This window comes from Shewanella jiangmenensis (assembly GCF_018596335.1).
Taxonomy (GTDB): Bacteria; Pseudomonadota; Gammaproteobacteria; order Enterobacterales; family Shewanellaceae; genus Shewanella; species Shewanella jiangmenensis.
Genome location: NZ_JAHEPS010000002.1, coordinates 558,221 through 574,656, shown reverse-complemented (window position 1 = coordinate 574,656; position 16,436 = coordinate 558,221). Strand labels below are relative to the sequence as shown.

Genomic DNA, 16,436 nt, shown 5'->3' with positions numbered 1-16,436 from the left:
AAACTGCCGTTTAAACTTAAAAACGGCCTTTAAATGGAGGGCACCTTGAAGGTGGTGCCGTCTATGGCGAGCAGTACGTCACGGGGGCGGATTTCAACGACTTTAAGCTTGCCCTTGATGCTGTCGCCTTCCTGAAGCTCGGCGCCATCCACATTCAGCCAGCGCTGGCTTGGGTCGTTGGAATAAACGTGGGCAACGATATTAAATTCCGGCACCTGCAGCTGCAGCGCCGCCGGTAAGTCGCCATAACGCGGAAAATCGCTGGTTTTGGGAATAGTTGCCAGTGGCTCGGGCGACACTTCACGCTTGGTGGCGTTATCAAACTCCACCTCTTTGAGTGCATCTTCAAACGCCTTTACCAGCGCATCGCCAGACAGGGGCGCTGCGCTTTTCTCGCGGCTCTCTACGGGCTTTGGCTCACGGCGATGCAGCCCCACATCGGCAGCCGCCTTATCCACCTCGGCCTGCAGCGCATCGAGCCCGGCCGAAGGCTCAGGCACGCGGCTTTGGGGCGCGGTGGGGGTCAGGGTTCGAAGCGGCCGGCTTTCTTCAACCGCCATCACCTCGTTGAACACCTGTTGCTGCTCCTCGGTGATATTTGCCGCCATCACCTCGTTATACGCCTGCTGCTCTTCGCTGACGCTCGCCGCCATCAGGGCTTGCATCCGCGCAGCCTGCGCCTCGGGTGTCTCCTCAGCGCTGTCAAAACTCAGATCAGCAGCGACAGTAGCCATAACAGGTGCCGGTTCAAGGCTGGTAACAGCCGTCGGCAGCGCCGCCTTGCCGGCTAGACGCACGCCATCGGCAAGCTCGCCGCTGTGGGCAGCTTGAGCTTGAACCTGAGAATTAGAGGCCGAGCCACCTGCCGCGGCCACAGTGCTGACTGAAGCCGCACCGGTGCTTGAACTGACATTTGAACTGACGTTTGCGCTGGCAGCAGCATGTGACTCAATCGCATTGGGATTGATTGCCGCGGCCAGTGACGATGGAGCACTCAACCAGGAGTTAACGCCCCAGGCAGCCGCCACTGCAATCGACAGCGCCGCGGGTAAGAGCAGCGCCTTGGGCACGCCGCGCTTCTTTTCGTGGCGATATAAGGGGCGCGGCGCGGCAATGGGGTCAAAAACCTCATCCTGCTGCTTACTGCGGCTGACGGCATCGAGCAGAATCGACATCAGTACTGCCCTCCGCCAACCAGACGCGGCCCTTCCGCGCTGAGGTATAAATTAAGTTGCATCAATGTCTGACTGCCGGCGATGCCATCAGCCTTGAGGCCGTGCTGGCGCTGAAATTGTTTAAGGCGAATTTCAAGGTCGCTGTCAAACTGCGACACCAACCTCGGGGTCGCGTTTTCCACTTTGGCAAGGCCGTTTTCAAGCCACTGCACCTCGGGCTGCGGCGAGGTCACGCCAATCTCCCTCGGGCTGTAAGATGGTGCCTGCCACAGCAGCTCAAAAGTGCCGGTGAAATGGCGATTGAACCAGTCGCGGTTAACCCACAATTGCTGCTCGGCCAGTTGCAAAAGCAGCTCGTCACCATCGCGCTCAAGCACGGTGGCAAAAAACTCCTGGCCGCCGTCATCCATCATGTAGGCCACCGCCGGAAAGTTAAGTTTGACCAGATTGAACCAGGTGCCCTGCTGCTGAAAACAGGATAAGCCTTGCTCCCTTGCCGACTCGCATGGGCTTAAGCTCATCACAGGTGACAGCCCCCAGGCACCGAACAGCGCAGCAAAAGCGGTATCAAGCTTACGGCTTTGGGACACAGCATCCTGCAGCACCCGCTCGCGCACCTTGGCCTGGCGTGCGGCAAGCTCGGCCTGTTCATCTTTTGCGTTGGTGACCCGCTCTATTGGACGGCTTTCATTCTTGCTGGAGACAGGCTGAGCGTCGGCAGCGGGCGAGGACGCTGCCACTGCTGCGTTATCGGATTTTTCCGAAGCAACAGCAACTTGGGCAGGTGATGGCTGCTTTGCTGCTGACGTGTCAGCAGCAATGGTCGCCTTTACAGGTGCCAACGCGCCAAACTGATTAAAGCCGTACAGGGCTGCGGCAAACGTCAGCACAGTCAGCGCGGCTATCACGCTTTTGCGCTCGAACCAGGCAGGAGCGTGCTCTTCAAGACCAAGCACTTCGACAGCGGCCTGACGCACCATCTCTTTACTGATAGGCACCTGGCTGCGGGCAAACCCGGCCATCAGGGCACGTTCACACAATAAATTGATAATACGGGGGATACCGCCGCTCGCCTGATGCAGCGCCTTAATAGCCGGCGCGCTGAAAAGCGGCTCAAACCGGCCGGCGACCTGCAGGCGATGCTGCACATACAGCCCCACTTCTTCGGCAGTAAGCGGCAGCAGGTGATAGCGGGCGGTAATGCGCTGGGCAAGCTGTCTCAGCTCCTGACGCTTAAGCAGTTGCTGCAGCTCAGGCTGGCCAATCAAAATCACCTGCAGCAGCTTTTTGGTGTCGGTTTCAAGGTTGGTCAGCAGCCGTAACTGCTCCAGCACCTCGGCTTTAAGATGCTGCGCTTCATCGATAATCAGCACAGTATCGCGGCCGGCTTCATGATTTTTCAGCAAAAAGCCACTGATAAGGTCGGTTAACTGCTTCAGTGTCGGCGACTCGCTGTAGCTGATTTTCAGCTCATCACAGAGCGTTGCCAGCAATTCGTGTTCGGTCAGAGCGGGATTCAGAATAAAGGCGGTGTCGGTGGTTTCAGGCAATTGCCGGAGCAGACAACGGGATACCGTGGTTTTGCCCGTGCCCACTTCACCGGTGAGCAGCACAAAACCGCCGGTTTCGCCCAAACCATAGGTCAGGTGCGCCAGGGCTTCCCGGTGCCGGTCGCTCAAAAACAGGTAACTGGGATTGGGAGCGATGGAAAATGGGTTATCCTTGAGCCCATAAAACGCCTTGTACATGCCTGCTTGTTCCTCTTTATTCACCGCATCTCGCCATACAAAGGTCAATGGGGACACGGCGAGTGGAGCCAAGGTAATGCGAGCGACCGACAAAGTCAAAATCTCTGCCGCTGCGCAGAGGCTGTGTCACGAAATGCTGCCAAGCCATGGTAAGCTAAGCACAGTGCTGATTAGAGGGATGTGCAGTGAAAAGGTATCTGGTGGGCGGCGCGGTCCGTGACAAACTCCTGGGGCTTGAAGTCAAGGACCGTGACTATATGGTCCAGGGCGCGACGGTCGAGCAAATGCTGGCGGCAGGCTTTACCCAGGTCGGCAAGGATTTTCCGGTATTTTTGCACCCGCAAACCCAGGAAGAATACGCGCTGGCCCGCACCGAGCGTAAGTCCGGCAACGGCTACGCTGGCTTTGTGTGTTTCTCCAGTCCCGAGGTCACACTGGAAGACGACCTTGCCCGGCGCGATCTGACCATTAATGCGATTGCCGAAGATGACAACGGTACCCTCTTCGATCCATACGGCGGCGTTGCCGACATTGAGGCCAGAGTGCTCAGGCACGTTTCAGATGCCTTTGTGGAAGATCCGCTGCGGGTATTGCGGGTTGCCCGCTTCGCCGCCCGCTTTGCTCCCCTGGGCTTTAGTGTGGCGCCAGAAACCTTACGCCTGATGCAGGACATCAGCGCCAGCGGAGAGCTTTCGCATCTCACGCCGGAGCGGGTGTGGCAGGAGCTCGACAAGGCGCTTGGTACCGCGCATCCCCAGGTGTTCTTTGAGGTGCTCAGAGCCTGCAATGCCCTTGAGGTACTCTTTCCTGAAATTCACGCTCTCTTCGGGGTTCCGCAGCCCGAAAAATGGCATCCGGAAATCGATACCGGCGTTCATACCCTGATGGTGTTGCAGCAGGCCGCGCTTATCACAAGCAGTAAACCGGTGCGCTTTGCCGCGCTGGTGCACGACCTTGGCAAGGCGCTGACGCCAAAAGAGCACTGGCCCAAACATCACGGCCACGGCCAGAAAGGGCTTAAGCCTATCCGCGCCCTGTGTGAGCGCCTAAGAGTCCCCAATGAGCATCGGGATCTGGCGCTGCTGGTCAGTGATGAGCACCAGAATGTTCATAACGCAAAGGAACTCAGGCCCGAAACCTTACTCAAATTACTGGACAAGATGGACGTGTGGCGCAAACCCGACAGGCTGGTACAGCTACTCGATGCCTGTGAAGCCGATATGAAGGGGCGAACCGGGTTTGAACATCATCCATACCCGCAGCGACAATATTTAATGAATTGTTATGCTTCGGCACAAAAAGTGAGTGTGCAGGACATAATAAGTCGTGGCTTCAGCGGCGCGGAAATCCGCACCGAGTTAGGTAGACAACGTACATCGGCAATAAGTTTGATAAAAAATTTTGTTCAAACTTCTTCAAATTCTTCACCCGTGAAAAATTTTGACTGATTTTGCTAAAATTTCTGCGCAAGATTCGTGGTTTGAGGGGTTGAAACTTGCAATTCGCTGTATTTTAGATAAGGTTATCGTGCGAATTGATGGATATTCGTAGCAAAAAAAATTGGCTATGACATAATTAGCCCGCTTCGGTTGCTCTGCAGCCGAAAAGTCAAATCCAACCTATGTTAAGGGATGTTTTCCATGAAAAAAGTACTGCTGATCGCCGGTGTTGCTATGACTACTCTGCTGGGTGGCTGTGCCAACACTGCTCTGGAAGAAAGCGTTGCTAACCTGAGCAACAAAGTAGACCAGCTGTCTGCTGATGTGAGCGCCATCAAAGCCGAACAAGGCCAGATCGCTGCTGACGCCAAAGCTGCCAAGTCTGCTGCTCTGGACGCTCAAGCTGAAGCCAAGCGCGCTAACGACCGTCTGGACAACGTAGCTTCTTCTTACAAGAAGTAATGTTATGTTGGTACCGGCAATGCCCTTCCGGGTGTTGCCGGTATTTTTTTGCCTGTAATTTACCTAAATCGCTTTCAAAACCGGTCTGCTGATCGGAACAACTTCTTCGCTCAGCGCTTCTGCGTTTAGCTCTTCTGAGTTTAGCCGTTCAGCGTTTAAGACCTTTTCGCTTAGCCCTTCCTGGCGACAATGACCCGATAGTCCATTTCCAGCGCACTGAAATCCCCTCTGGCAATTGCCTTACGCTGCGCCTCTTTCACCCGCCAGCCCCAGGGCGCCATATCCAGCAGCACCAGCGCGTCTTCTGCGCTCACAGAGACAGTCCAGGCCACAGTCTCGCTTCTGACCACCTCAAAGGATTTGGGCAGCTCAAAAGAAAACGGCTTTTCGCTAAGGTCGCTGTAGACAAACTCTTTCAGTTGCCACAGGTGGCGGGGGCCTGCAGCAAGAAGCAGCGCATAACCGCCCTGTTTAAGCACCCGCTGCCACTCCAGCCCTTTAGGCAGAGTATCCAAAAGCCATACCATGTCAGCCGCCTCGGTTGCAAACGGCAAGGATTTAAGCCCGGTCAGGCACACCCCGGGTAAACCCGCCTTGGCGGCGGCAAAAGCCTCATTCTCACTCTCAAGCGGACTGACACTGGCAATGCTGTGACCACGGCATTGCAGCACATCGATAAGCGCCTTGCCAAGCCAGGCATTGCCCTGCCCCAGATTAACGCACTCGGGGCTATCCAGATTAAGCCCTTCAAGCTCAGTCGCCAGTGCTTCAATGGCGGGCGCAAAATGGCCGCCAAGCAGCATAAACTGCCTCGCGCGCAGCGCCTGACGGCTGTCGGCATTTTGCGGCTTTTTGGCGCCGAAAAAATTCCAGTACCCCTTTTCATGGCGATCGAAATGGTGTTTTGCATCGCAGTACCAGCCCTGTGATTCCTGATGCTGGTGCAGCGCAGCGCGGCAGATGGGACATTGAAATTTCATAGCAACTCCTTAAACAAAGAGGCGGCCTAAGCCGCCTCCGCAATACCCTGCCTGTGGTTTACAGGAAAATAAATCCACACAAAAACACGCCAAGCGCAACACGATAAATCACGAACGGGGTCATCCCCATGCGGCTGATGATTTTCAAAAAGTAGTAAATACAGGCGTAAGCGGCAATAAACGACAGTACAACACCAAGACCGAGTGCCTGCCAGTCTACCGCATGGCCTTCACTTACGATGTCTTTGGTCATCAGCAGCGCCGCGCCCAAAATAACCGGAATGGACATCAGGAACGAAAAACGGGCCGCCGCCTCGCGCTTAAGGCCAAGCATCAGCGCTGCTGTCATAGTAATACCACTGCGGGACGTGCCGGGAATTAGCGCCAGAGCCTGGGCAATACCAATCAGCAGCGCCTTGCGCCAGCCGGTTTGATACTCAGTCAGTTCGTCTTTGGCCATGCGGTCAGCAACCCACAGCAACAGACCAAAAATCACCGTGGTGATGGCAATCACACCGGGGCCACGCAAATGGGTTTCGACCAAATCCTTGGTGATAAAGCCCATCACCACCGCAGGAATAGTCGCAAGGATAATCCACCAGGCGAGCTTGCTGTCGTCTGAGTGGCGACCTTTGAAGATACTGGCAAGCCAGGCCGTCAGCATGGCCGCGATTTCTTTACGGAAATAAATCACCACCGCCAGCAGCGAGCCAATGTGCACCGCCACATCGAATGACAACCCCTGATCTTCCCAGCCAAACAACTGCGCCGGCAAGATAAGGTGGGCAGAGCTGGAAATTGGCAAAAACTCGGTCAGACCCTGGATAAGGGCAAGAATAATGACCTGTAACGTATCCATAGTATTCCTTTATTGGGTTTGGGACTCGCTGTCCCAGACGAAATCCACCGGCCACAGCCGCTGGGAGGGTTTGTCGAATTGGCTCCACAGTGCATTAAAACGCGTGCCGTTAAGCGGGTGGCACCTGGTTGGCGCGACATCCGCAAGCGGCCAGAGCACAAATGCATTGTGCAGGATTTCTGCCCGAGGCAATTCGATGGGAGAGGAGCAAACCACATCGTCGTAAAGCAGTAAATCCAAATCCAGGGTTCTGGCTGAAAATTTTTTCGCGCCGGGTTTACGGCCATTATCGAGCTCGATTTGCTTAAGGAGGCTCACCAGCTCCTCTATCGCCAAATCGGTGTCGGCGCCAATCACCATATTGAGAAAGTGCTCGCCTTCAAACCCGACCGCTTCCGATTGGTAAACCGGTGACAAGGTCAGCTCACCCAATGCCCGGGTAAGCGCGACGTTTGCCTGTCGCAGATAATGCGCAGGGTCGATATTGCTGCCAACACTGATGTAAATGCGGGCCATGGCGTTACACACCCGACGCGCTCTTGGCGCTGCGCTCAATTTCAACGCCGACGGCTTCTGCGGTTTTTACCGCGCCGGGCTTCATCACCCGCACCTTTACAGCGCTCACGCCAAACTCCTGCATCACGCAGTTGGCAGCCATTTCGGCAACGGTTTCAATGAGTTCAATCGGCTTTTCGGTAATAAGCGCCGTCAACCGGTTGGACACAGTCTCGTAGCACAGGGCATGGCGATAGTCGTCAGAGGCCGCTGCAGCACGGTTGTCCCACGCCATATCCAAATCAAGGAACAGCGATTGGGTAATAGTCTTTTCCCAGTCGTAGACACCAATCACGGTATCAATACGCAGGGCACGGATCAGAACTTTGTCCATGATGATTCCTGAGGTCTGACAAGCTTTGGCCGCTATTACCGGTATAATCCGTCGCCGATAGCCACAATCGAAGGATTGCGCTTTGACTACGGCAGCAAGGGCGTTAGGATAACGCTTTGAGAATCAATATTTACCGGCATGCGTGCCCAATCATTCGGTTAGCCGCCCTGAGGGCAGGCACCGCTGCACAGCAGGCGGCGATAATACCGCAAGACGCGTAAGGAAACCAATTTGAGCAGTGAATTTGCACTGACAGCCCTGATGATCGTGAGCGCCTATCTGGCAGGCTCCGTTTCCAGTGCTGTTCTGGTTTGCAAGCTTCGTGGTCTGCCAGATCCCCGCACCCAAGGCTCGGGTAACCCGGGGGCAACCAATGTGCTCAGAATCGGCGGCGCCAGTGCCGCGGCCATGGTGCTCTTGTTTGATATGCTAAAGGGCGCAATACCCGCCTATATCGCCTATAAACTCGGTATCGATGCGGTGTGGCTTGGCGTAATTGCCATTGCCGCCTGCCTTGGTCACATCTTCCCGATATTCTTTGGCTTTAAAGGCGGTAAAGGCGTAGCAACCGCTTACGGTGCGATTGCGCCTATTGATGGCTACCTCACGGCGCTGCTGATAGCCACCTGGATGACAACCATACTCGTCACCCGCTACTCATCGGTGGCGGCACTCGCAACTGCCATTCTGGCGCCGGTTTATACCTGGTGGCTGGATGACAGGTTCACCATTCCGGTGACCATGCTCTCAACCCTTATACTCATTCGCCACAAAGACAACATCAGACGACTGCTCAAAGGTGAAGAGTCCAAGGTGTCCCGCAAAAAACGGCCCAAGGAATGAGTCTCTGGTTCACTCCAGAAAGAAAAAGTGCGATAGAAAAAAGTGCTGATAGAACAAAGGCGCCTAAGGGCGCCTTTGTGTTGCTGGGCAAGCGGACTCAGACCGGCGGCAGGGTATCAAGCGGCCAGCGCGGCTGACCTTTTACCGCCAAATCTTCAATCTGACCTGCTTTAAGGCGCTGTAAACCGGCATAGGCAATCATGGCGCCGTTATCGGTACAAAACTCACCGCGGGGGTAATACACCTTGCCACCGAGCTTTTGCATCAGCTCACCCAGCCCGGCGCGCAGACGCAGGTTGGCACTCACACCACCGGCAATCACCAGGCGCTTATAGCCGGTTTGTTCCAGCGCACGGCGACACTTAATCGAGAGGGTATCCACCACCGCTTCTTCAAAGGCGCGGGCGATATTGGCACGGGTCTGCTCATCGTCAGGCTCGGCAGCGATGGTGTTGGCGACAAAAGTTTTCAAACCTGAAAAGCTGAAATCCAGACCGGGTCTGTCGGTCATGGGCCGTGGAAATTTATAGTTAGCAGGCAAACCGGAAGCGGCGAGCTTGGCAAGGCGAGGCCCACCGGGGTAATCAAGCCCCATCAGCTTGGCGGTTTTATCAAAGGCTTCACCGGCGGCATCGTCGATGGACTCACCGAGCACTTCATAGCGGCCAATGCCATCGACTTTTACCAGCATGGAGTGACCGCCCGAGACCAGCAGCGCCACAAAGGGAAACTCAGGCGCATCGTCTTCGAGCATGGGCGCAAGCAGATGCCCTTCCATATGGTGCACACCAACGGCAGGCAAGTTCCAGGCATAAGCGAGGGAGCGACCGACACAGGCACCTACCAACAGCGCGCCAATCAGCCCCGGGCCCTTGGTGTAGCAGATCCCATCCAGATCCTCCAGACGAGTATCGGCACTGGCCAGCGCTTCACGGATGAGCGGCACTATCTTGCGGACATGGTCGCGGGAGGCAAGCTCAGGCACCACACCGCCGTAATCGGCGTGCAGCTTAACCTGACTGTAGAGCGTATGGCCAAGCAGACCCTTCTCATCGTCATAGATGGCAATACCTGTCTCATCACAGGATGTTTCTATCCCCAAAACCCGCATTTTTCCAGAATTCCTCCGCTTTCAAGGGCGACTGATTCTACCTGTTAAGCTAGTATTACACCAGTAAAGCGAGGGGTCAGATCCTTTGGCGATCCTTTTTGACTTCCGCAGGGCTTTACTTTAAAGGCCGAGTCGGTTTAAAATTCCGCACCATTTTAATCCTTACTTGGAGAAGTTGTGGCCAAATGGGCATGACCAATCCAATGCAACTTACACCTAAGGGGTGATGGCGTATGCCAATCGTTAAAGTACGTGAAAATGAACCATTCGACGTAGCTCTGCGTCGTTTCAAGCGCTCTTGTGAAAAAGCAGGTATCCTGGCCGATGTGCGTGCTCGTGAATTCTACGAGAAGCCAACCACTGCCCGTAAGCGCGCTAAAGCCGCTGCGGTTAAGCGTCTGGCCAAGAAGCTTTCTCGCGAAAACGCACGTCGCGTACGTTTATACTAATCCCTTATGAACCTGACAGAGCAGCTTAAAGACGAAATGAAAAAGGCCCTTGTCGCCAAAGACAAGGTTCGCCTCGGTACTATTCGTCTGGCACTGGCCGCCATCAAGCAGATCGAAGTGGATACACGCGAGACGCTCAATGACGATCAGGTGCTTGCTGTCCTGACCAAGATGGTCAAGCAGCGCCGTGACTCCATTGCCCAATATCAGGCAGCGGGTCGCAGCGAACTGGCTGACGTAGAGGCGGCGGAGATTTCGGTTATCGAAACCTTCCTGCCCCAGCCGCTCAGCGAGGCTGAAATTGCAGCACTGATTGAGGCAAGCATTGCTGAAGTCGGTGCCTGCACCATCGCGGACATGGGTAAAGTAATGGGAGCACTGAAGCCGAAAGTTCAGGGACGTGCCGATCTGGGGGCCATAGGCCAGCAAATCCGCGCCAAACTGCAATAATCGACTCTGGTGTATGAACAAGCCGTGCATTTGCGCGGCTTGTTTGTTTAACTGGGCTTTTAGGGAATTGAAGCAAGCAACGTGGCGATACCTCGTGATTTCATCAATGATCTGATAGCTAGAACGGACATAGTCGAGCTTATCGACCGTAAAGTGCCGCTCAAAAAGGCAGGCAAAAACTATTCAGCCTGCTGTCCATTCCACAGCGAAAAATCACCCTCATTCACCGTCAGCAGAGACAAACAGTTTTATCACTGTTTCGGTTGTGGCGCCCACGGCAATGCCATTGACTTTGTCATGGAATACGACCGGCTTAACTTTGTTGATGCCATTGAGGAACTTGCCGGCCAACTGGGATTGGAAGTGCCACGGGAACAGGGCACAGGCCCCCGCCGTGATGAAGGTCTGGCTCGTGACTTGTACCAGCTGATGGAAGAAGCCGCGCGCTTTTACCAGACCCAACTTCGCCAACATGCCGACAAGCAGAAGGTGGAAGATTATCTGGCATTCCGTGGTCTCAGTAATGAGGTGATTGAAAGTTTCGGCATCGGCTTTGCGCCCGATGGTTGGGACGGCCTCCTTGGCCGCTACCGTCAAAGCCAGGATGCGCAGGATAAACTGCTCACCGCCGGAATGCTGATTGAGAACGATGGCGGCAAACGCTATGACCGTTTTCGCGACCGATTAATGTTCCCCATTCGCGACAGACGCGGGCGGGTAATAGGTTTCGGCGGCCGGGTGCTCGGTGACGGTACCCCAAAATATTTGAATTCGCCGGAAACGCCCATATTTCATAAAGGTCAGGAGCTTTACGGCCTGTATGAACTGAAGCAAAAACATCGCGATCCCGAGCGGGTCATGATAGTGGAAGGCTATATGGATGTGGTGGCGCTGGCGCAATACGGCATCGACTTTGCCGTGGCCTCGCTTGGCACCTCCACCACAGCCGAGCAGTTTCAGCTGCTGCTTCGCAGCGCCAAAGAAGTCATTTGCTGTTACGACGGTGACAGAGCCGGCTACGAAGCCGCCTGGCGGGCGATGGAAACTGCCCTGCCGCTGCTCAAGCCCGGCGACAGCGTAAAATTTATGTTCCTCCCCCAGGGAGAAGATCCGGACTCGCAAGTCCGCAAAGAAGGCAAAGAGGCCTTCCTCGAGCGCCTCAGCGAGGCGCAGCCACTGGCCGACTATCTGTTTGACACCCTGTCACTCAAATACGGCACAGACAAAGGCACCTTGGCTAAACAAGCCATTGCATTGATTGAAAAAATTAAGGATCCGGTGCTGACCAGCCTGCTGCTTGAAAGCCTTGCCCATAAACTGGGCATGAACAGCAGCGAAGATCTGAAAAAGAAGCTCGGCATTGGTCTGCAACCTGCGGCCAGCCAGGCGCTGACCCAAAAGGGACTCAAGGGGCGCGGCACGCCGCTCAGGCTTGCGATAGCCCTCTTGGTGCAGCGGCCAGAGCTGGGATTTGGATTGGCAGCACAGCCTGCCCTCGCCCATATCCGGATGCCGGGGCTTGGGCTGCTGATTGAACTTTTGCAGCTGACCCGCGAGGCCAGCCTGAGTACCGCGCAGCTTTTAGAGCATTACCGCGAAACCGAGCACTGGAGCCCCCTGACCAAACTGGCACAGTGGGAGCACCAGATAGCCGATGACAATGCGGCACAGGAATTTCGCAAAGCGCTGATATGGCTCAATAATCAATATATCGAGCAGCGCTACCAGGAGCTCAGCATCAAACCCGACTTAACCCGGGAAGAAAAGCTGCAACTCCAAAAGCTTATCGTCGTGATGAAGGGCATAAAGTAGGGCAAAAAACCGCCCGCCCCTCTGGTGCTGACATAAGCAGATGGTTATAATTGACGGTTTGTGTGGTTTTGTGGCCGGTCCACGATCACCATCGTTGTAACACTTACCCAAATTGGATGATATCTATGGATCATACTCCGCAGTCGCAACTCAAATTGTTGCTCGCCAAAGGTAAAGAGCAAGGTTACTTAACCTATGCAGAAGTGAATGACCACTTACCTGCCGATATGGTCGACTCCGACCAGATCGAAGATATTATCCAAATGATCAATGACATGGGTATCCGCGTATTCGAAGAAGCGCCGGATGCCGATGACATGATGATGTCCGAGGACAACACCGACGAAGATGCCGCCGAAGAAGCTGCTGCTGCGCTTGCCACAGTAGAAAGCGAACTTGGCCGCACAACCGACCCGGTACGCATGTACATGCGTGAAATGGGCACAGTTGAGCTGCTCACCCGCGAAGGCGAAATCGTTATCGCCAAACGGATTGAGGAAGGTATCAACACAGTTCAGAGCTCTGTGGCCGAATACCCACAGGCTATTTCGATTATTCTTGACCAATACGACCAGTATGAAGCCGACAGCATTCGTCTGTCTGACATCATTTCCGGCTTTGTCGATCCTAACCAGGAAGACGTTGGTCCAACCGCTACCCATATCGGCTCAGAGCTTTCAGAAGAAGAACTGGAAGACGAAGATGATATGGACGAAGACGAAGAAGAAGATGAAGAAGGCAGCGGCGACGATGACGACGGCTCAAAAGGCCCGGATCCTGAAGTTGCCCGCGAGCGCTTTACCGCACTTCGCACCGCCTACGCCTTTGCCCTGAAAGTTATCGAAGACAAAGGCCGTTCACACCCAGATTCCACCAAGGCCCTGTATGACCTCGGTGAAATCTTCAAAGAATTCCGTCTGGTGCCCAAGCAGTTTGACCGTCTGGTCAAGAGCATGCGCGAAATGATGGAAAAGGTTCGTGTTCAGGAGCGCCTGATCATGAAGCTGTGTGTTGAACAAGCCGGCATGCCGAAGAAAAACTTCGTTAAGCTGTTCACCGGTCATGAAACCGATCTGACCTGGTTCAACAAAGAAGTTGAAGCCGGTCGCAGCTACTCTGCACCGCTCAAGCTGGTTGAAGAAGACGTACTGCGTTGCCATGCCAAACTGGAAGCCATTGAAGTGGAAACCGGTTTGTCGATTGAGTCCATCAAGGACATCAACCGCCGCATGAGCATCGGTGAAGCCAAGGCTCGCCGCGCCAAGAAAGAAATGGTTGAGGCCAACCTGCGTCTGGTAATTTCTATCGCCAAGAAATACACCAACCGCGGTCTGCAGTTCCTTGACCTCATTCAGGAAGGCAATATCGGCCTGATGAAGGCGGTGGACAAGTTTGAATACCGCCGTGGTTACAAGTTTTCGACCTACGCCACCTGGTGGATCCGTCAGGCCATCACCCGCTCTATCGCGGATCAGGCCCGCACCATCCGTATTCCGGTGCACATGATTGAGACAATCAACAAGCTGAACCGTATCAGCCGTCAGATGCTGCAGGAAATGGGCCGCGAGCCATCCCCTGAAGAGCTGGCCGAGCGTATGGGCATGCCTGAGGACAAGATCCGTAAGGTACTGAAAATCGCCAAAGAGCCTATCTCCATGGAAACCCCAATCGGTGACGATGAAGATTCGCATCTGGGTGACTTTATCGAGGACACCACCCTCGAGCTGCCACTGGACAGCGCCACTGCAGAGAGCCTCAAGCAGGCGACTCACGAAGTGCTGGCCGGCCTCACCGCCCGCGAAGCCAAGGTACTGCGGATGCGTTTTGGTATCGACATGAACACCGACCACACCCTCGAGGAAGTGGGCAAACAGTTCGACGTAACCCGTGAGCGTATCCGTCAGATTGAAGCCAAGGCACTGCGTAAGCTGCGCCACCCAAGCCGCTCTGAAATCCTCAAGTCATTCCTTGATGATTAATCCGGATTGAGCGGCCACGGCCGATCGCCTCTGCGGCAAAGCCAGCGCCGGTTTGCTGATTGACGCCAAAGCCACCTCAGGGTGGCTTTGTTGTTTCAGCGCCTCACGCGGCATCTGCAGTTACAGCCACTCTCGCGCAGCCATACAATCGCTCCAGTACTTAACCAGCACAGCACTACTGGCACCGCCTCCGCACAGCACCAGTACACATCAGTACAGGACAGGCAAAGCACAGGCGCAGCACTTATCGAGTCCCTGCGCTTCGCACGCCTGCGTACAGGAATTTGGACACTGATTATCCATTAACCAATTGAACCACAAGCTGGAATTTTCACCCATTTGCCCCGTGACAAGCCAAGGCAAAGTTCGTATACTGCAAGCCGCTCAGGGCTTCGCCCGGCGATATATCAAGGCCCCTTAGCTCAGTTGGTTAGAGCACACGACTCATAATCGTTAGGTCCACGGTTCAAGTCCGTGAGGGGCCACCAAATTCAAACAAAAAAGCCCATGTCATCATGGGCTTTTTTGTTTTTTACCTTTTATGTTTTGGCTCAGATTACCGCTATTCGACTTATTTCGGCGCAGGCGCCGCCAGCATAAATCAAGCAGGCTCACCGGCGGTGAGCCTTGCCGTTTGTCAGGTTAGTCTCAGGGATTCATTGCCAGTTTATGGCTCTCGTGCAGTTTATGGCTCTCGTGCAGCTGATGCACTATCTCGGCCGCTGGGCGAGGCCTTGGCTTGGGCGGCTGGCTAATCCGCGCATCAATTTCATCACCGCTGATAATGCCGCACAGCCTGTCATCGGCATCCACCACCAAAAGAAGCTTATCGCCCGACTGGCTCAAAGTTCGGCGCACATCCTGCACAGTCGCATACTGCAGCTCGTTTAAGGTCACAGCCTGCAATTGCTCACGGGGCAACATCACATCGGCGAGGGTCAGGGAAAACGGCGTTACCGTCTTGCTCACCATAGACAAAATACGGTCCGCGGCCAGCTCATTGGCACCGACAAGCCCGACCCAGCGGCCAGACACACCTGTCACCAAAAAGATGATCCCGGGAGCAGAGAGCAGCCGTTTACGACCGTCGGCCACCGACATCTCGGCCGGCAAAGCACATAAATGATGATCGGCAACAGCCTGCATGGCAGCGACAGCGCTGCTTTGCTCGGTCAAAGTCTCATGGGCGGCATAGAGCGGCAGTGAGCCCAGCGAAAAAGGATGCAGAGTTTTCATAGAATTATTCCTTTGATAATGGATTGATTTGTACTTAAAAAATCAACCAAACAAAGGTGGAGATTGACCGGACGGAAAATCACGGCAAAGACTCAACGGCGCACGGGGAATGGCATCGCCAAACTGAAGCGTGGTTACCGAGTAAAGGGCTGTGAGCTTGGGCGCCTTGGGCGGCGGTAAAACATCATTATCGGGCTGCGGACGCAGCGAGTGGAGTGACGGCTCAGAGAATGGCAGCAGGCTGACGCTGTGATGGCTGTCCAGCAGCGCCGGACCATGGGCAAAGTCGGCACGCGCGCCTGCAGCGGGGATCCCGAGCAAGATGGCCAGCGCAAACAACCAAACAACACATTGCCTCATCAACATTCTGTGATCCTGATCAATTCTGAGTCACATCTGTCATGCTAGAGGAAGTGCTTCGTACCTTGCAATGCTTAGCGCAATGATGAAAGAAGTTTAATCTTTGACCGGCGGACCCGCTGCCTCAGCTTATGCTGCCGCCAGAGTAGAAGCGGCTAGTCGTCGCGTGTCAGCACTTCCAGCAGTTCAATTTCAAACAACAGATCAGAATTGGGCGGGATCATATTGCCAATCTGGCGCTCACCGTAGCCAAGATGAGCTGGCACCTGCAAGCGGCGTTTTCCGCCGACTTTCATACCGACAATGCCCTGATCCCAACCCTTGATCACCCGACCTGTGCCAATCACACATTGAAACGCGCGCCCCTTGACGTAGGACGAATCAAACTCAGTGCCATCGGCAAGCCAGCCGCGGTATTGAGTGGTAATAAGTGCGCCTTTGACCGCCTCTTTACCATCGCCGATGATAAGGTCGTCAATTTTGAGTTCAGACATAATGGATTTCCTGTTTTAAATCATTCCGCCACCAGCAGCGCCAGCGAGGTGCCACGGTTTAGCCCGTAAAGGCACTGGTTAAGCCCTTACAAGGCTCTGCTTAAGCACTCGCCTAGCTCTAGTTGCAAAGCCAAGCTGTTGCAAAGGCAA

17 protein-coding genes and 1 tRNA gene are annotated in these 16,436 nt (G+C 54.8%); 8 read left to right on the top strand and 10 right to left on the bottom strand.

The window, feature by feature from the left end:
- Window positions 1-29: 29 nt before the first annotated feature.
- Both KJI95_RS07965 and KJI95_RS07960 read right to left on the bottom strand, forming a co-directional pair.
- A complete protein-coding gene (locus KJI95_RS07965; protein ID WP_214506643.1) occupies window positions 30-1,175 on the bottom strand; it encodes a general secretion pathway protein GspB in 1,146 nt (381 codons plus the stop codon).
- On the bottom strand, window positions 1,175-2,923 hold the full coding sequence (locus KJI95_RS07960) for an ExeA family protein (RefSeq protein ID WP_214506825.1): 1,749 nt from the start codon (window positions 2,921-2,923) through the stop codon (window positions 1,175-1,177). The genes KJI95_RS07965 and KJI95_RS07960 overlap by 1 nt, the downstream gene beginning before the upstream one ends.
- 185 nt (window positions 2,924-3,108) lie before the next feature.
- Here KJI95_RS07960 and KJI95_RS07955 point away from each other — a divergent pair, with 185 nt between their 5' ends.
- Complete coding sequence (locus KJI95_RS07955; protein ID WP_214506642.1) at window positions 3,109-4,371, top strand: multifunctional CCA addition/repair protein; 1,263 nt, start codon at window positions 3,109-3,111, stop codon at window positions 4,369-4,371.
- 192 nt (window positions 4,372-4,563) lie between these two features.
- Window positions 4,564-4,824 carry an Lpp/OprI family alanine-zipper lipoprotein gene (locus KJI95_RS07950; RefSeq protein ID WP_214506641.1) on the top strand — a complete coding sequence of 87 codons (261 nt, stop codon included), beginning with the start codon at window positions 4,564-4,566 and terminating at the stop codon, window positions 4,822-4,824.
- 170 nt (window positions 4,825-4,994) lie between these two features.
- On the opposite strand, the gene KJI95_RS07945 is transcribed toward KJI95_RS07950, so the two are convergent.
- From KJI95_RS07945 to folB, 4 genes are read right to left on the bottom strand one after another with little or no spacing between them, the layout of a single operon-like run.
- Window positions 4,995-5,804, bottom strand: coding sequence for a putative RNA methyltransferase (locus KJI95_RS07945; protein WP_214506640.1), 810 nt, complete (start codon window positions 5,802-5,804; stop codon window positions 4,995-4,997).
- Between the two features lie 58 nt (window positions 5,805-5,862).
- Window positions 5,863-6,663, bottom strand: a complete 801-nt coding sequence (locus KJI95_RS07940) for an undecaprenyl-diphosphate phosphatase (RefSeq protein ID WP_214506639.1) — start codon at window positions 6,661-6,663, stop codon at window positions 5,863-5,865.
- Window positions 6,664-6,672: 9 nt separating this feature from the next.
- Window positions 6,673-7,179, bottom strand: a complete 507-nt coding sequence (gene folK / locus KJI95_RS07935; RefSeq protein ID WP_214506824.1) for a 2-amino-4-hydroxy-6-hydroxymethyldihydropteridine diphosphokinase — start codon at window positions 7,177-7,179, stop codon at window positions 6,673-6,675.
- 4 nt (window positions 7,180-7,183) lie between these two features.
- On the bottom strand, window positions 7,184-7,552 hold the full coding sequence (gene folB / locus KJI95_RS07930) for a dihydroneopterin aldolase (RefSeq protein WP_214506638.1): 369 nt from the start codon (window positions 7,550-7,552) through the stop codon (window positions 7,184-7,186).
- 261 nt (window positions 7,553-7,813) lie between these two features.
- Here folB and plsY point away from each other — a divergent pair, with 261 nt between their 5' ends.
- Window positions 7,814-8,395, top strand: a complete 582-nt coding sequence (gene plsY / locus KJI95_RS07925; RefSeq protein WP_214506823.1) for a glycerol-3-phosphate 1-O-acyltransferase PlsY — start codon at window positions 7,814-7,816, stop codon at window positions 8,393-8,395.
- A 97-nt stretch (window positions 8,396-8,492) separates the two neighbouring features.
- On the opposite strand, the gene tsaD is transcribed toward plsY, so the two are convergent.
- The gene (gene tsaD / locus KJI95_RS07920; RefSeq protein ID WP_214506637.1) at window positions 8,493-9,506 is read right to left on the bottom strand and encodes a tRNA (adenosine(37)-N6)-threonylcarbamoyltransferase complex transferase subunit TsaD; all 1,014 of its coding nucleotides are present in this window, start codon (window positions 9,504-9,506) and stop codon (window positions 8,493-8,495) included.
- 233 nt (window positions 9,507-9,739) lie between these two features.
- On the opposite strand from tsaD, the gene rpsU reads away from it, so the two are divergent.
- The 5 genes from rpsU (at window position 9,740) to KJI95_RS07895 (ending at window position 14,684) form a co-directional block, all read left to right on the top strand.
- Window positions 9,740-9,955, top strand: coding sequence for a 30S ribosomal protein S21 (gene rpsU / locus KJI95_RS07915; RefSeq protein WP_011758943.1), 216 nt, complete (start codon window positions 9,740-9,742; stop codon window positions 9,953-9,955).
- 6 nt (window positions 9,956-9,961) lie between these two features.
- A complete protein-coding gene (locus tag KJI95_RS07910) occupies window positions 9,962-10,405 on the top strand; it encodes a GatB/YqeY domain-containing protein (RefSeq protein WP_214506636.1) in 444 nt (147 codons plus the stop codon).
- Between the two features lie 81 nt (window positions 10,406-10,486).
- Window positions 10,487-12,217 carry a DNA primase gene (dnaG, locus tag KJI95_RS07905; RefSeq protein ID WP_214506635.1) on the top strand — a complete coding sequence of 577 codons (1,731 nt, stop codon included), beginning with the start codon at window positions 10,487-10,489 and terminating at the stop codon, window positions 12,215-12,217.
- A gap of 125 nt (window positions 12,218-12,342) precedes the next feature.
- A complete protein-coding gene (gene rpoD / locus KJI95_RS07900) occupies window positions 12,343-14,196 on the top strand; it encodes an RNA polymerase sigma factor RpoD (protein WP_214506634.1) in 1,854 nt (617 codons plus the stop codon).
- Window positions 14,197-14,607: 411 nt separating this feature from the next.
- Window positions 14,608-14,684, top strand: a tRNA-Ile gene (locus KJI95_RS07895).
- Window positions 14,685-14,844: 160 nt separating this feature from the next.
- On the opposite strand, the gene KJI95_RS07890 is transcribed toward KJI95_RS07895, so the two are convergent.
- From KJI95_RS07890 to KJI95_RS07880, 3 genes are all read right to left on the bottom strand, one after another.
- Window positions 14,845-15,432, bottom strand: a complete 588-nt coding sequence (locus KJI95_RS07890) for a CBS domain-containing protein (RefSeq protein ID WP_214506633.1) — start codon at window positions 15,430-15,432, stop codon at window positions 14,845-14,847.
- 42 nt (window positions 15,433-15,474) lie between these two features.
- Window positions 15,475-15,798: a hypothetical protein gene (locus KJI95_RS07885; protein ID WP_214506632.1), complete on the bottom strand. Its 324-nt coding sequence runs from the start codon at window positions 15,796-15,798 to the stop codon at window positions 15,475-15,477.
- Between the two features lie 149 nt (window positions 15,799-15,947).
- Window positions 15,948-16,286, bottom strand: coding sequence for an FKBP-type peptidyl-prolyl cis-trans isomerase (locus tag KJI95_RS07880; protein ID WP_214506631.1), 339 nt, complete (start codon window positions 16,284-16,286; stop codon window positions 15,948-15,950).
- Between the last annotated feature and the right edge of the window lie 150 nt (window positions 16,287-16,436).

Bases quoted from the DNA above. Each gene is read 5' to 3' on its own strand.
- KJI95_RS07965 (WP_214506643.1), bottom strand. From the start codon at position 1,175: ATGTCGATTCTGCTCGATGCCGTCAGCCGCAGTAAGCAGCAGGATGAG.
- KJI95_RS07960 (WP_214506825.1), bottom strand. From the start codon at position 2,923: ATGTACAAGGCGTTTTATGGGCTCAAGGATAACCCATTTTCCATCGCT.
- KJI95_RS07950 (WP_214506641.1), top strand. From the start codon at position 4,564: ATGAAAAAAGTACTGCTGATCGCCGGTGTTGCTATGACTACTCTGCTG.
- KJI95_RS07945 (WP_214506640.1), bottom strand. From the start codon at position 5,804: ATGAAATTTCAATGTCCCATCTGCCGCGCTGCGCTGCACCAGCATCAG.
- KJI95_RS07940 (WP_214506639.1), bottom strand. From the start codon at position 6,663: ATGGATACGTTACAGGTCATTATTCTTGCCCTTATCCAGGGTCTGACC.
- folK (WP_214506824.1), bottom strand. From the start codon at position 7,179: ATGGCCCGCATTTACATCAGTGTTGGCAGCAATATCGACCCTGCGCAT.
- folB (WP_214506638.1), bottom strand. From the start codon at position 7,552: ATGGACAAAGTTCTGATCCGTGCCCTGCGTATTGATACCGTGATTGGT.
- plsY (WP_214506823.1), top strand. From the start codon at position 7,814: ATGATCGTGAGCGCCTATCTGGCAGGCTCCGTTTCCAGTGCTGTTCTG.
- tsaD (WP_214506637.1), bottom strand. From the start codon at position 9,506: ATGCGGGTTTTGGGGATAGAAACATCCTGTGATGAGACAGGTATTGCC.
- rpsU (WP_011758943.1), top strand. From the start codon at position 9,740: ATGCCAATCGTTAAAGTACGTGAAAATGAACCATTCGACGTAGCTCTG.
- KJI95_RS07910 (WP_214506636.1), top strand. From the start codon at position 9,962: ATGAACCTGACAGAGCAGCTTAAAGACGAAATGAAAAAGGCCCTTGTC.
- rpoD (WP_214506634.1), top strand. From the start codon at position 12,343: ATGGATCATACTCCGCAGTCGCAACTCAAATTGTTGCTCGCCAAAGGT.
- KJI95_RS07890 (WP_214506633.1), bottom strand. From the start codon at position 15,432: ATGAAAACTCTGCATCCTTTTTCGCTGGGCTCACTGCCGCTCTATGCC.
- KJI95_RS07885 (WP_214506632.1), bottom strand. From the start codon at position 15,798: ATGTTGATGAGGCAATGTGTTGTTTGGTTGTTTGCGCTGGCCATCTTG.
- KJI95_RS07880 (WP_214506631.1), bottom strand. From the start codon at position 16,286: ATGTCTGAACTCAAAATTGACGACCTTATCATCGGCGATGGTAAAGAG.